We start from the raw sequence: 12,754 nt of genomic DNA on the forward strand, positions 1-12,754 counted from the left end.
AAAAGCGAAGAACGTATCATCGTCTTGTATGTAGAGGATCTAACCCCGTGATGCATTTCGTTCAAACTTTCCGACAAAATCCAATCGTTCCTGTCATTGTAATTGATCAATCAAAACATGCAATTCCTTTGGCAAAAACACTTCTTGATGCCGGTTTCTCAACGATAGAAATTACGTTACGCACCCCATGTGCCTTAGAAGCGATTCACGCCATTCGTACGGCATTGCCAACGATGACAGTCGGTGCAGGAACTATTCTGACCACTGAGCAGCTTTCTTTAGCCAAAGCCGCTGGTGCGCAATTTGCAGTTAGCCCAGGATTACTGACATCGCTCGTGAAACAGGCCCATTTCCGGGTGTAATGACACTTTCAGAAATTTTGTCTGCTTATACACAAGGACTGCGTCACTTAAAATTTTTCCCCGCGGCACTTGCTGGAGGGATTCCCTTTCTTAAATCGGTGGCGGCTGTATTTCCAGAGGTACTTTTTTTTCCAACGGGCGGCATTCATCTAGAAAACTGTACCGAGTACTTAAAACTTGCTTCGGTGCTTTGTATCGGCGGTACCTGGATCACGCCACGCACACTTCTTGTACAAGAAGATTTTCAAGCGATTCGGCGTTTAGCCGAACAAGCACAACAATTAGCCCGTACAGTACGTTGATTGGTCATGATGAAGACGAGCGTAAACCACTCCTGCGTGTGTTTAATTTCCTTAAAACTGATAAACCTAAAAAATAAGCGTTGGTTTACACATAAATAAAACTTATTTTTCCAGGAAAATAAATTCTAGATCGTTACTAGATTCGGTACAATAGTCTCCGCTAAATCAATAAAGGAGAAAGCTATGACAATCGAGCACACTCAAACTGCGACGCCAAATCAAAATGTACAAGAATATGCCATGCAGCAAATTGATAGACAACTTAATGATAAACATCTTTTAAAACATCCCCTCTATCAAGCTTGGTCTGCGGGAAAACTTTCTATAGAAGATCTACAAACCTATGCTTCAATATTATCATCATGTTGAAGCGTTTCCACGTTACTTGAGTGCCACGCACAGTAATTGTCTCTCCGCGGCAGCGCGTGAAGTGTTACTCGATAATTTAAATGATGAAGAAGGCAGCAATGGTCGTGAAAGTCATCCCGATTTATGGTTACAATTTGCAAAAGGGTTAGGATTGAGTGAAAAACGGTAAAAAAAGTAAACCTTTCCCAGAAACTCAAGCCTTGATTGATGATTTTCTGACTTTATCGCGCTCTTCGTATGAAGAAGGCCTGGGCGCTTTGTATGCCTATGAACGTCAAATTCCAAAAACAGCAGCCAGTAAAATTTTAGGGCTCAAAGAATTTTATGGCATTGACGATTCCGAGACGTTAAAATTTTTCTTAGTTCATTTGGAAGCCGATGTCGCCCATGCACAAGCCACTCGTTTATTGTTTCAGGAGTTACCTCCCGAGAAAAGAGGATGCGCTGAACAGGCCGCAAAAAAAATAGCGCAATCTGTCTGGACAATGTTAAGTGGAATTCAATCGCAAACGATAGGCCCTTACTTCAATGATTGTTCATTAGCTATCGAAGAATAATTTATTTCCATTTTTTAATTGAAAAACTTGTTTTGCGTAGGAGTGCATGTCCTACGCAATCGTTTTTTATTATTATTCCTTATTCCGAAACCCGACTAATTTTACCGCCCAATTGCGATATTTTTTCTTCAATACATTCATAACCACGATCGATATGATAAATACGATTCACAATCGTAACCCCTCGTGCGGCTAACCCAGCTAATACCAAACTCGCCGAAGCACGTAGATCCGTTGCCATTACCTCAGCACCGGTTAAAGAATCGACACCGCGACAAATCGCCGTATTTCCCTGTAAAGCAATATCGGCGCCCATCCGGCGCATTTCTTGGACATGCATAAAACGATTTTCAAAAACATTTTCTTGAATAATTCCGGTACCCTCTGCAACAATATTCAAAACCATCATTTGTGCTTGAACGGTAGTCACATCGACCGCTTTAGGTCTTTGGTGCCGCATATCTAATTCAATCCAGTGATCACCCAAGGTAATCTGCGCACCCGTCTGTCGCAATACCGTCAATACGGCTTCTAAATGCAACGCTTGCGCTTCTTTAACCCGCACAAAACCACGTGTACAAGCGGCTGCGATCAAATACGTCGCCGCTTCAATTCGATCGGGTATAATTCGATAATAACCACCGGAAAGCTGCTCAACGCCATCAACAATAATGGTATCCGTACCCGCCTGACGCACTTGAGCACCGATACTATTTAGAAAATTAGCTAAATCGATCACTTCCGGCTCACGCGCAGCATTTTTAATCACCGTAGTTCCCTTCGCCAAGGTCGCGGCCATCATAAGATTTTCGGTCCCCGTGACAGTTATTCGATCCAGTTCAATCGTTGCACCGTGCAAACGTCCCTTTGTTTTTGCATAACCATTTTCCACCTCGCCTGGCCACAACGCGCCAATAATGAGCCTAATACTAAAATCGAAGCACGCATTTTCCGAACCAAAAGCATAAGGTGCGTAAGAATCGATCAGATCACGCGCACTGACTTCTAAGCTCATTCGTTCACCGATAGTAAATTGCGCACCCATTCCACTGAGTAACTCCACCATCGTCGTGACATCTTGCAAATACGGGACATTAAATAAAGTAATGGACTCCTCAGAAAGCAAGCAAGCCGCTAAAATTGGTAGTGTCGCATTTTTTGCTCCGGAGATGCGTACTTCTCCACTTAACGGCTTACCGCCATGAATAATTAGCTTATCAACCATTGAATTTTCTATCTCATTTTATGGGTATTACGGAGGTCAATCGGGTAAGCCGAATCATGGCTAACATTTGATTGGGTATATTTATAAAGGAAACGGCTTTCGCTTGTTGCCGAAAAAAATGCGTCCAAACAAGCAATAACGCGACACCACTGCTATCACTTTGCGTGACTTCTCCTAAATCAAAGGTCAAAGATGTCATGTTTTTCAACAAATCCTCCGTTTTGCTGATAAAGCCTTGGTACCGTTTCCACGGTCAAAGCGCCGGAAAGATAACCTACACCAGCACGTAAGGTTATCTCAGCCAAACAACGCGTTTGTGGCGACGTTTTGTTATCGTTCTTTATTGTCATTAACTACGCTGTCCGTTATGAATGGCTAACTTACGAATTAAACCGTTTAAACCACCTTGTTGTAACTCCTGAACAAATTGTGCACGAAAACTCTCGACCATACTAATTCCATCTATTGACTTGGACAGCGCGCGCGTTCATAAAATCAGCACGTAAAGGAAAAAAAACAACGCGTTCATTATTATATTGGGCCAGGGCACTTGAGTAAGTTCGAACCAGTAACGTCGTAAACTGCTGTATAAAAGCGCTTCTTTGATAAGGTGTCGCTTGCATCCACGCATCACGACCTAAGGCACGGCTCGACATATAAGCTAAATTAACGTGCGGAAGTAATATTTGGTTTACAATCGAGTAAACGGCGCGCGGATTATTACGTAAAGTCGCTTGATTGCGTTGCAGCTGAGCAATTAAGTGATTCGATGTAGATTATAATAATTCAACGGGTGAGTTCACCGCGCCGACAATTGTTATCCAAAAACAAAGCGAAAGCAAAGCGAACGCTAATTTTTTCATGATTTACCCCCTGAGCTTTTTAAATTAAAAATGAATTGGCCAATCAAATCCTCGAGAATTAGCGCTGGATGCGTATCTCGAATCACACTTTTATTTGTGAGGACTTGCAAGTCAAATCCAGGTTTCAAGCTAACATAACTTGCACCGAGCAATCCTTGCGTAAGAATACTGGCGGTCGTATCAACGGGCAGATCGCGCTGACTCCCATCAATTTGCAAAGTGACCACCGCTTTGAACTGTTTATTATCTAAATGAATATCACTGACTTGACCGACCCGAACACCCGCCAACGTTACCGGTGATCGAACTTTCAGTCCGCCGATGTTATCGAAAACCGCCGTAACCGTATAGTCATGACTAAAAAGCAGCGTATTACTTAATCCACTGACTTTCAATGCTAAAAAAAGCAATGCCACAAGACCCAAGACTATCCACACACCGACCCAAATTTCTAAACTTTTACGCACTTACCATTCCCCCATCATCACAGCCGTCAAAATAAAATCAAACGCAAGGATGGCTAACGAAGCATAAACAACGGTTCGCGTTGTCGCACGTCCAATCCCCTCTGCGGTAGGGAGCGTATCATACCCTTGAAAACGGCAATCCAACTAATGAGCCCACCAAAGACAAAGGCTTTGATCAAGCCATTGACGACATCTTCATAAAAATTAACGGAACTTTGCATTGCACTCCAGAAAATACCACTGTCTAATCCTAACCAGCTGACTCCGACTAAATAACCACCTAGAATGGCCAAAGCGCTAAAAATCATCGCTAAAGAAGGCATCGCTAGCACCCCTGCCCAAAACCGTGGCGCGATAACGTAGCGGACTGGATTCACGCCCATCATTTCCATACTCGAAAGTTGTTCTGTCGATTTCATCAGACCAATTTCGGCGGTTAAAGCCGAGCCAGCACGACCTGCAAACAATAAAGCCGTCACAACCGGGCCTAATTCACGGACAACACTCAATGCCACTAATTGTCCTAATTGTTGACTCGCTCCAAATTGATCGAGGGTATGGTAGCCTTGTAAACCAATTACCATCCCAATAAACAGTCCAGATAAAAGAATAATCGGTAAAGAAAGAACAGCGACAAAATAAAGCTGTTCAATTAAGCGTCGAAACCCTTTTTTAAAGGAAGGCTTATAGAAAAGAATTTGTGCTAAAAACAAGCCCGCACGCCCCAATTCTGCGAGCAAAATAAGACCCAATTTTCCTAATAGACTAAATTTATCGGCTAACCACGTCATAATTAATTAAATAAATCTTCTTCGTAAGCAGGTGCCGGGTAGTGGAAAGGAACCACCCCATCAGGCAAGCCCTTTAAAAACTGTTGGACTTGCGAATCGTTACATGTTTGTAATGCTTCAGGAATCCCCTGTGCAATCACATTTCCCCCGGCGATAAGGTAAACATAGTCCGCAATTCGCATAACTTCCTCTACATCATGCGAAACCAAAATAGTGGTCATAGAAAGTACATCTTTCAGATCCTGAATCAATTTTAGAATGACACCCAAGGCTATCGGGTCTAAACCTGTAAACGGTTCATCATACATAATTAACTCAGGATCCAGAGCAATCGCTCTCGCTAAAGCAACACGGCGGGCCATCCCCCCTGACAACTGCCCAGGCATGAGCCGCACTGCACCCCGTAACCCCACTAACTCCAGTTTCATTAATACCATATCACGGATAATCGGCTCGGGGAGCGTCGTCAGTTCACGTAATGGGAAAGCGATATTGTCAAAAACGGTCAAATTGGTAAACAATCCCCCGCTTTGAAACAAAATCCCTATTCTCCGACGCAATCGATACAACTGTGTAGAGTTTAGACGGTTTACTTCCTGACCGGCGACACGAATTTGACCGCATGTCGGTTTAAGCTGGCCACCAATCAACCGCAATAAGGTTGTCTTCCCACTGCCACTTGGCCCCATGATCGCCGTAATCTTGCCACGGGCAACCTGTAAATTAAGATTCGAAAAAATCGTCTGTTCTTTGCGATCGAAGGATAAATTTTCGATACTCACGCAATGGGTCAATTAATTTTCTCCTTTTCGAACCTTCTCAATCAGATAATCCACAACCTGCAGAAAACGTTTTTGATCACCATTGACCAAACTCGGATCGACTTTAAAGCGATTATCAATCACCAAGGTAGGTGCTGCATCAATTTTATCTTTGTCCATCAGTGTATCACTGCGTAATAACTGGGCATCGATTCCAGGAGAAAAAACTAGCGATACTTTCATAATCACTCGGCTTAACGCCCTGTTCAATAAAAAAGTCTTTCTGTTGTTGGGGGTCCGATAAATCTCTCTTCTCTTCATGAATAGCTTTGAATAACTGCGGCGTCAATTTTTTTTCCACACCAAGCATTTTCGCTATGTAAAAGGCACGTGCTAAACTTCGCCAACTTTCATTAAAAATGATAGGAATGCGTTCAAATTGAACATAGACGGGTTTATTGGCTAACCACTTTTCTAAACTTGGTTCAAAATGATAGCAAGCCGGACAAGCATAATTAAAAAAATTCTTTGACATTGACCACCGATTTAGGACCAAACTCTGGAACAATCGAAGAATCGCTAATCATCTGATAATCTTTCCCTACCACAAATTGATCGGACGATTGCGCTGGGGGTGCTTGATGGACTTTCCCACAAGCAACCAATGTCGTCAAAACTAAAATCCATCCCAGGACACGCATTAGTTGATACATACCCATCCCCTAAGTTAACAAAACTACCGTTAAAATTGGCCAAGCATAGCACAGACCACCCAAAAAAGTTATATCGCCTCGCCTCTTTATACGCTGACTTTCTTTTTCATCGTCATGGCTGTTCATCAAAAAATCTTCAAGATTAAGATCCAACATCGGACCGCGCGGCCCGATCAACACTCACTCAAGCGAAAAAAATCTCTCCACTTATATCAACGTGAGTAAATTAAGTGGCGTCCTTGAGCCTAATAACGATGACGTCGCAGCGTTACATGAATCGCTTGCTGGAAGGAAGATAGAAATAGAAAACGTTTAAATTGAATTTGCGTTTTTAAAAAGAATAAAGAATTTTTTAATTCAGTAAGCGTCGGTTGTGAAGCTTGATTTTTTGGGACACTCACAAGAACCGGTTTAAATGATTTGGGTGCATGCAGTGAATAGCACTTATCTCTCTTGACATACATCAATTTTATTTTGATTTGCGGACAGCTCGGAAATGGAATGATATTTCCTTGTTGAAACTGTGAATTGATTTTATCCATTCATTATTCTCCTTTCATTTTTAATTGCAGCGACCTTGTCCTTTTTATCTTTCCTAAAGAATCTACCTTGTTGGTAAAAAAAACTTTAGCAAAATTATAAAAATATCATTTTTGTAGACATTCGCGCATTGTAATTGTCTTTAACAGATAATACTATATTTATTGTGATAAGCGAATTTTATTCGCTATAAAATCGACATGTCATTCTTGAATGTCAGTTTTTATTTATGTTTTTTTAAAAAGCAATAAGGAAATTAAAATGCAAAATTATAGACTCTTGTAGCTCAATATCGAGATAGTAAATTGGTTATTAGTGTTTTAGGGAAAGGAATTTATTTTATAAAAAGTGCCCACCAAATTTTTAGTAATCCTGCGCTGCTCTCTGGCTTCTCACAAGAAGAAGCGGCGTTGATTGGCTATATTGTCGGCACTGAAAGTGGTGAATGGTCTCATGGAAACAAAACGATTCATCCAATGCTCACACCTGCGACCTGTGAGTGTGAAATTTAATTTATCGATGTATAATTTAATAGTACGTCTGATTCGTTATCGAACAATAAGACGTCGAAGGGTTTTCTGTTTTACATTCCTCGCGACGTACCCTACCTCCAATCAATGGATAAGTTATGTATTGTTCTGTTTATTATTTTCCGTTATTTCAAATTAATACGTTATTAAACTTAATTACAGGTTGTATACCTTTATTGTTATTTCTTGTTTTTATTCTATTTTCTTCTTAAATAAGGTCAATCATTTTAGCTTGCCTAATCATCGATGAGCACTCAATCTGTATTTGCTATTCATGCGAGTTTTTTCATCATATAATCTATCGAGTATTTGCGGCTTATATTGACGAAGCTTGTCGTTCTGACAATAAAAAAGGAGTATAGTTAATGAATAAACTATCATTTAAAAAGGCATTAGAATATGCAGATTATAAAAAAAACAAACCGACTCTGTTATTAGGAAACGGTTTTAGCATTGCCTTTGAAAAATCTATTTTTAGCTATACGAGTTTATTTGAGAATGCAAGAAAAAATCATTTATTTAATGGTGCACAAAGAGTGCTTAAACTGTTTGATCGAACAAAAATTTATAATTTTGAAAGTAGTATGAAATTACTTAAAACATTAATGCTCATTTTTAACCTTTATGTCACTGAACAACAAAGCGAAAAAATAAAAATACAAATTACAAAAGATATTGAGCACCTAAAAAACATAATTATTAAATCTATTTTAATGAGTCACCCTAATGATGCCGATGCTCTGAGCGAGCAACAATATGATTACTGTGCCCATTTCCTTCATTTTTTTGGCTTTATCTATACGCTTAATTATGATTTACTTCTTTATTGGGTGGTCGTCAGACGATTACGTAATGAGTTTAAAGATGGCTTTCAAGATCCAGTTGGTCTAAAACTAGGCAAAGAAAAAAACTATGTGTGCTGGTTACCGACTTATCAATCGTTCACTAATCTTTTTTATCTCCATGGTGGCTTGCACTTATATGATGCAGGATATGAAATTAGAAAATGCTGCTGGTCAAAACAAAGTATCTCTTTAAAAGATCAAATTATCGATAATTTTTTACACAATAAACTTCCTCTTTTTGTTGCAGAAGGCACGGCACTCGAAAAATTAGAAGTAATCAACCATAATGCCTATTTATCAGCCGCCTTTAATAGCTTAAGCGCTTGTTCTGGATCACTTTTCTTACACGGACTGAGCTTTAATGAAGCGGATCACCATATTTTAGCAGCGATTGCACAAAGTAAAGTGGAAAAAATTTTTGTAAGTCTCTACTCTGAGCAACCGGAAACAATTGAAAAGAAGGATTGTGCCTTAAAACAGCTTGTTCATTTACGACAAACGAAACAAGCTTATTCTTCGGAAACTATTCCGAGTTTACAGATTTTTTATTATGACGCAGCAAGTGCCAATATTTGGGGAAATACTGTACAAAAAACAGAAACCTATGCTTAAATTAAGATATCGGTTTGATTAACTGAATCTGATATTTAACGGGGTCATCTGGACAAGGTTTCCATCCACATTCCAGATACGTTGAAATAATATTTAAAATCGTCAGTAAAAATACAGCAGCAAACGCAAGCTGTTTTAAAAATGAGAGCGATTTTCCTTGAATTTCTTCTGTTTCTAGATTCGTATATTGCGGCGATATACTTAAAATAATGGCAATATAAATAGTTACTGCAAAACAAAATAGAAAAACCCAAGTATAAAGATGTAATCCTAAAAACGGTAATCCATATCCTGGATCACCTGGTAATAGATGTAAAAATATTTGGCGAACCGAAATCATTCCGGTGAGTAACGCGGCAATGAGTGACAAAGTATAATGACCTGGATGAATTTTAAATTGGACATTCAACAAAAAACCAAACGCAATACCTAATATTCCAACTCGTTGTAAAAGACATAAAGGACAAGGTAATTCATGCAAGGTAAACTGTAAAATAAAAGCAACAATTAATAAACAGCTTAATCCTAAGGCATCAATTGCATTCAATTTTTTAATAAACTTAGTGACTTGTTTCGTATCCATAAGTAAACGCTCTAAAATTGTAGATTGAGATTCGTATTGACATGATGTAAAAAAAACAAGGTAGTCCCGATTAAAAATAGGATAAAAAAAAGTGATTGCGAGCTTTCTATGTTTAAACCAGGCCAATAAGATACATAAACTATAAAGAAAAAATAGAAATAACATACTACCTATTCCACACAAATTTAAAAACAATTTAGTCTAATTTCATCAAAAAATCGAATATCTGACCTAAATAGTTCTCCGTAGAGAATACATACCTTAAGCTTTATCGATTAAAAAAGAATGAACTCAAATTGATCAATATTTTAACAATTTATAAAAAAAGGTGGATCTAAGATCTTTTTAGAGAGGACTATCAAGTTTTACAAAATTTATCTATCCTTTTGCAGATAAAAATATCGGCGCCCCCACTGAGATTAAATAAGAAGCATTTAGAATATAAATTTATCTTTATGTCCTTTATAAGAAACCCATAGCACTATACTTTTAGATAAAAAAATATTTACTAAGAATTAGGAAAGTGAGTCATTTTTTCGAAACTGACTCAAACCCTTTATAAATTCTTTTATAATAAAGTATTTTATATTTTATAAAGTCGAAAAAAATATACTCTGCTACTCCAAGTGATTTTTCTATTTTTTTATCCAATCAACCAACCTTATTCTACTAACCGATATCAATAATAGCGTTAATTAATTTCCACAAATTTACACTTGCATTATTACATTTTTCGTTAGCTGTTGTGAGGAGAGACTTATTATGATCGTTTTTAAACGTATTCGCTACTACTATACAAAATTTGTTTAAACAAATGATATTATCAACGATATCAAATAGAAGACTATTTACACTTCTATATTTAGCAAGCGCATTTATTTTTTTCGTCTATCATTTATCTTTCTTATTGGGTTTGATTTGAACCACTATTATTCTTCAAATCATTGAGCTCTCTATATAAATTTTTCTTTTTTTGTTCACTTCCTCCGTCAACGTCTCGATCGGGTTACGCAATTGCGTTGCCTTTTCTGTTACTTTATTGTCTAAATTACCAATCATTTTCTCTAGTTTATTATCAAATGCCGTCTTTTCTTTATTAAAGTTAGTAACTTCATGTGCTAATTTTTTATCTGTAGCTAAAATCTTTGCGTTGAGTTTATTCTCGACTTTAGTGATTTCCTACGCAATAAAAGGTTTTGTTATTGGGTTGGCGTGCTGCATAGATAGGTCAATTAATTGTTCTTTTTCCATAAATAAGATCTCTTTTTAAATTTATAACGAATTGTTGAATATGAATATTCAACTACTAAACCACAAGTAGTAGTCAAATATTATTTCATCATAGGCATCCCATCTTTTTATCTATACTATGAATCTATAAATTAATACTGATACCAATAAGGATAGAGTATTGAGAAGGGAAATTCTCAATATAGCCTTCTCTTTGTCTTCATTTACCTGAAAATTAGTATTTGCACCGAAAACTCGTTGGTAAGATAAATAAATATTAGTATGAGGATTAACCCAGTAACCTAAACCAACCTGTCCTTAAAATGAAACCTTTTCTTTATCTGGGGCACTATCACGATCAATAAAACTTAAACGTTGATAAGCTGGCCCCGCTTTAAATAAGATAAATAATGGGATAGCATTCATTAAAGGAATCAATTTTTAAAGTAAACAACAAATCTAAAAGCGGCTTAGTATTCAGTTCAGCAAACTCTAGAGTGTGATCAGGATGAAGAGGAAGCCTCATGACATTCCTGTTCTGAACATCCGCCTCCAAAGAAAGATCAAACGCATCAATTTTAATAAGATTCCGGCCGATAGAAAATCTTACTAAAGACGTTTGCCCATCTTTTAGATACATATCTAAATAATTTGTATATCCTAAGGATCCTGTTACAAACCAAGGATGAGAATCAACACAATGATATGCTTTATGCGAAGACTGAGCCCAAATAGAGGGGGTAATTAAAAGCAAACTGATCCATAGAATTTGGCATCGAATTATTTTGATAATAAAAAATCCATTTATTCATATAAGAAATTCTATTTAAAGTTGACGATACACAAAATTAATTATAAGTAATTTAGATGAATGAATAGTATTTTACAAATCAAGATATAGCACGAGATCACAATGTAATTAATTTAATAAATAGGTCGAGCTAGAAAATATTTTTTAAAACTAAATAAGTCAAATGACTCACGTTAAGCTAATTTCTTTATCTACTTTTAACAGAGTATCTTATATAAAATAGATTAATTAATAAAAATAAATAGTTTTCTTATATTTTGATATAACGATAAAATTAAAATTTCCTATAAAATTATTTAAATTAATATGTTTTCTGATTATCAAAACTAATATTAAAGCTAAATAATTAGTTAACCATTAATTTACAGAAAAAAACACTAGTATTTTATAAAAGAAGTGAACCCTGCAAAGAAAATAGATTTACTTTTCTTTCATCATATAAGGATTACTGACTTAAAGATTAAGAGATACATAAAAAATCATCCTGGCTCAATCTAAGCTTGAACCAGGATAATATTACTCTCACTTCACAAAACAGCTGACTGTGTCTTATTGTACTAAAATTCGAGTTTTGCAACGTGTTCTTAAATAATTAAGCCACTTCTTCAAGATTAATCGTATTTTGACCAGGTTGCCAGTTACAAGGACAAAGCTCGCCATTCTGTAACGCTTTTAAAATACGTAAAACTTCATCTGAATTACGTCCAATACTTAAATCGGTCACCATACTAAAACGAATCGTTCCTTCCGGGTCGACAATAAACGTCGCACGCTGCGCAACACCTGCTTCACGGTCAAGAATACCCAGCGCAGAACAAAGCTCATGCTTAATATCGCTGAGCATCGGGAAACTTAAGTGTTTCAGTTGCGGATGATGAACACGCCACGCACGATGGACAAACTCATTATCGGTACTTCCACCTAATAATATCGCGTTATTTGCTTTAAATTCGCTATTGAGTGAATCAAACGCAGTGATTTCAGTTGGACAAACAAACGTAAAATCTTTAGGCCAGAAAAAAGAACGAGCCATTTTCCAGGAAACGAATCGTGTCGAATTTCTTGAAAGTCATTTTTAACATCTTTAATATCAACGGTAGCCGTTAATTTGAATGCGGGTAACTTATCCCGACGGTTAACATGGGCATGATGGTATATTCCTCTTTGAATAGGTATAAATAAAAGGGGCTACG

The 12,754-nt window shown here is 37.4% G+C and carries 17 protein-coding genes and 4 pseudogenes; 6 read left to right on the plus strand and 15 right to left on the minus strand.

Features of this window, described 5'->3' with window-relative positions:
- Positions 1-50 precede the first annotated feature (50 nt).
- The 4 genes and pseudogenes from eda to S3O_RS15340 all read left to right on the plus strand — a co-directional run bounded on the left by eda (position 51) and on the right by S3O_RS15340 (position 1,590).
- A pseudogene (eda, locus tag S3O_RS18720) lies at positions 51-664 on the plus strand (bifunctional 4-hydroxy-2-oxoglutarate aldolase/2-dehydro-3-deoxy-phosphogluconate aldolase).
- Positions 665-847: 183 nt separating this feature from the next.
- The gene (locus S3O_RS15330; RefSeq protein WP_010597845.1) at positions 848-1,033 is read left to right on the plus strand and encodes a coenzyme PQQ synthesis C; all 186 of its coding nucleotides are present in this window, start codon (positions 848-850) and stop codon (positions 1,031-1,033) included.
- Positions 1,008-1,202, plus strand: a complete 195-nt coding sequence (locus S3O_RS19545) for an iron-containing redox enzyme family protein (RefSeq protein WP_010597846.1) — start codon at positions 1,008-1,010, stop codon at positions 1,200-1,202. The genes S3O_RS15330 and S3O_RS19545 overlap by 26 nt, the downstream gene beginning before the upstream one ends.
- The gene (locus S3O_RS15340; protein WP_010597847.1) at positions 1,189-1,590 is read left to right on the plus strand and encodes an iron-containing redox enzyme family protein; all 402 of its coding nucleotides are present in this window, start codon (positions 1,189-1,191) and stop codon (positions 1,588-1,590) included. Before S3O_RS19545 ends, S3O_RS15340 begins: the two co-directional genes overlap by 14 nt.
- A gap of 79 nt (positions 1,591-1,669) precedes the next feature.
- Here the strand turns inward: S3O_RS15340 and S3O_RS11355 are convergent.
- The 12 genes and pseudogenes from S3O_RS11355 to S3O_RS0104410 all read right to left on the minus strand — a co-directional run bounded on the left by S3O_RS11355 (position 1,670) and on the right by S3O_RS0104410 (position 6,952).
- Positions 1,670-2,815 (minus strand): annotated as a pseudogene (locus tag S3O_RS11355) (UDP-N-acetylglucosamine 1-carboxyvinyltransferase).
- 13 nt (positions 2,816-2,828) lie between these two features.
- Complete coding sequence (locus S3O_RS16365) at positions 2,829-3,014, minus strand: STAS domain-containing protein (protein ID WP_010597849.1); 186 nt, start codon at positions 3,012-3,014, stop codon at positions 2,829-2,831.
- Positions 2,995-3,165: a hypothetical protein gene (locus S3O_RS17170; protein WP_156792739.1), complete on the minus strand. Its 171-nt coding sequence runs from the start codon at positions 3,163-3,165 to the stop codon at positions 2,995-2,997. The genes S3O_RS16365 and S3O_RS17170 overlap by 20 nt, the downstream gene beginning before the upstream one ends.
- A pseudogene (locus tag S3O_RS0104365) lies at positions 3,165-3,573 on the minus strand (MlaC/ttg2D family ABC transporter substrate-binding protein). Before S3O_RS0104365 ends, S3O_RS17170 begins: the two are co-directional and overlap by 1 nt.
- A gap of 101 nt (positions 3,574-3,674) precedes the next feature.
- Positions 3,675-4,145, minus strand: a complete 471-nt coding sequence (gene mlaD / locus S3O_RS0104375; protein WP_010597852.1) for an outer membrane lipid asymmetry maintenance protein MlaD — start codon at positions 4,143-4,145, stop codon at positions 3,675-3,677.
- Positions 4,146-4,936, minus strand: a pseudogene (mlaE, locus tag S3O_RS13770) (lipid asymmetry maintenance ABC transporter permease subunit MlaE). It abuts the gene before it with no gap.
- Between the two features lie 2 nt (positions 4,937-4,938).
- Complete coding sequence (locus S3O_RS0104385) at positions 4,939-5,730, minus strand: ABC transporter ATP-binding protein (protein WP_010597854.1); 792 nt, start codon at positions 5,728-5,730, stop codon at positions 4,939-4,941.
- Positions 5,731-5,940 carry a thioredoxin domain-containing protein gene (locus S3O_RS17180; protein ID WP_156792740.1) on the minus strand — a complete coding sequence of 70 codons (210 nt, stop codon included), beginning with the start codon at positions 5,938-5,940 and terminating at the stop codon, positions 5,731-5,733. It lies immediately after the preceding gene.
- Positions 5,885-6,232 (minus strand): thiol:disulfide interchange protein DsbA/DsbL, encoded by a 348-nt coding sequence (locus S3O_RS0104395; RefSeq protein WP_010597856.1) that lies wholly within the window; start codon positions 6,230-6,232, stop codon positions 5,885-5,887. Before S3O_RS0104395 ends, S3O_RS17180 begins: the two co-directional genes overlap by 56 nt.
- Positions 6,213-6,410, minus strand: a complete 198-nt coding sequence (locus S3O_RS0104400; protein ID WP_029463646.1) for a hypothetical protein — start codon at positions 6,408-6,410, stop codon at positions 6,213-6,215. The genes S3O_RS0104395 and S3O_RS0104400 overlap by 20 nt, the downstream gene beginning before the upstream one ends.
- Positions 6,411-6,419: 9 nt before the next feature.
- Positions 6,420-6,566, minus strand: coding sequence for a hypothetical protein (locus S3O_RS17745; protein ID WP_192805879.1), 147 nt, complete (start codon positions 6,564-6,566; stop codon positions 6,420-6,422).
- A gap of 89 nt (positions 6,567-6,655) precedes the next feature.
- A complete protein-coding gene (locus tag S3O_RS0104410; protein ID WP_010597858.1) occupies positions 6,656-6,952 on the minus strand; it encodes a hypothetical protein in 297 nt (98 codons plus the stop codon).
- A 303-nt stretch (positions 6,953-7,255) separates the two neighbouring features.
- Between S3O_RS0104410 and S3O_RS0104415 the strand changes: the two genes are divergently transcribed.
- On the plus strand, positions 7,256-7,462 hold the full coding sequence (locus S3O_RS0104415) for a hypothetical protein (protein ID WP_010597859.1): 207 nt from the start codon (positions 7,256-7,258) through the stop codon (positions 7,460-7,462).
- A 383-nt stretch (positions 7,463-7,845) separates the two neighbouring features.
- On the plus strand, positions 7,846-8,937 hold the full coding sequence (locus tag S3O_RS0104420) for a DUF4917 family protein (RefSeq protein WP_010597860.1): 1,092 nt from the start codon (positions 7,846-7,848) through the stop codon (positions 8,935-8,937).
- A gap of 1 nt (position 8,938) precedes the next feature.
- Here S3O_RS0104420 and S3O_RS0104425 read toward each other — a convergent pair whose 3' ends face one another.
- From S3O_RS0104425 to S3O_RS13775, 3 genes are all read right to left on the minus strand, one after another.
- A complete protein-coding gene (locus S3O_RS0104425) occupies positions 8,939-9,520 on the minus strand; it encodes a disulfide bond formation protein B (protein WP_029463647.1) in 582 nt (193 codons plus the stop codon).
- A 1,624-nt stretch (positions 9,521-11,144) separates the two neighbouring features.
- Positions 11,145-11,504, minus strand: a complete 360-nt coding sequence (locus S3O_RS17185; protein ID WP_029463648.1) for a hypothetical protein — start codon at positions 11,502-11,504, stop codon at positions 11,145-11,147.
- Positions 11,505-12,153: 649 nt separating this feature from the next.
- On the minus strand, positions 12,154-12,594 hold the full coding sequence (locus tag S3O_RS13775; RefSeq protein WP_010597862.1) for a redoxin domain-containing protein: 441 nt from the start codon (positions 12,592-12,594) through the stop codon (positions 12,154-12,156).
- Positions 12,595-12,754 lie beyond the last annotated feature (160 nt).

The organism is Rickettsiella massiliensis 20B, assembly GCF_000257395.1.
GTDB lineage: Bacteria > Pseudomonadota > Gammaproteobacteria > Diplorickettsiales > Diplorickettsiaceae > Diplorickettsia > Diplorickettsia massiliensis.

What these genes read in the sequence shown, in the direction of transcription:
- S3O_RS19545 (WP_010597846.1), top strand. Translation starts at nt 1,008, where the DNA reads ATGCTTCAATATTATCATCATGTTGAAGCGTTTCCACGTTACTTGAGT.
- S3O_RS15330 (WP_010597845.1), top strand. Translation starts at nt 848, where the DNA reads ATGACAATCGAGCACACTCAAACTGCGACGCCAAATCAAAATGTACAA.
- S3O_RS16365 (WP_010597849.1), bottom strand. Translation starts at nt 3,014, where the DNA reads ATGACATCTTTGACCTTTGATTTAGGAGAAGTCACGCAAAGTGATAGC.
- S3O_RS0104410 (WP_010597858.1), bottom strand. Translation starts at nt 6,952, where the DNA reads ATGGATAAAATCAATTCACAGTTTCAACAAGGAAATATCATTCCATTT.
- S3O_RS0104420 (WP_010597860.1), top strand. Translation starts at nt 7,846, where the DNA reads ATGAATAAACTATCATTTAAAAAGGCATTAGAATATGCAGATTATAAA.
- S3O_RS0104395 (WP_010597856.1), bottom strand. Translation starts at nt 6,232, where the DNA reads ATGTCAAAGAATTTTTTTAATTATGCTTGTCCGGCTTGCTATCATTTT.
- S3O_RS13775 (WP_010597862.1), bottom strand. Translation starts at nt 12,594, where the DNA reads ATGGCTCGTTCTTTTTTCTGGCCTAAAGATTTTACGTTTGTTTGTCCA.
- S3O_RS17170 (WP_156792739.1), bottom strand. Translation starts at nt 3,165, where the DNA reads ATGACAATAAAGAACGATAACAAAACGTCGCCACAAACGCGTTGTTTG.
- S3O_RS17180 (WP_156792740.1), bottom strand. Translation starts at nt 5,940, where the DNA reads ATGAAAGTATCGCTAGTTTTTTCTCCTGGAATCGATGCCCAGTTATTA.
- S3O_RS17745 (WP_192805879.1), bottom strand. Translation starts at nt 6,566, where the DNA reads ATGTTGGATCTTAATCTTGAAGATTTTTTGATGAACAGCCATGACGAT.
- S3O_RS0104400 (WP_029463646.1), bottom strand. Translation starts at nt 6,410, where the DNA reads ATGTATCAACTAATGCGTGTCCTGGGATGGATTTTAGTTTTGACGACA.
- S3O_RS0104425 (WP_029463647.1), bottom strand. Translation starts at nt 9,520, where the DNA reads ATGGATACGAAACAAGTCACTAAGTTTATTAAAAAATTGAATGCAATT.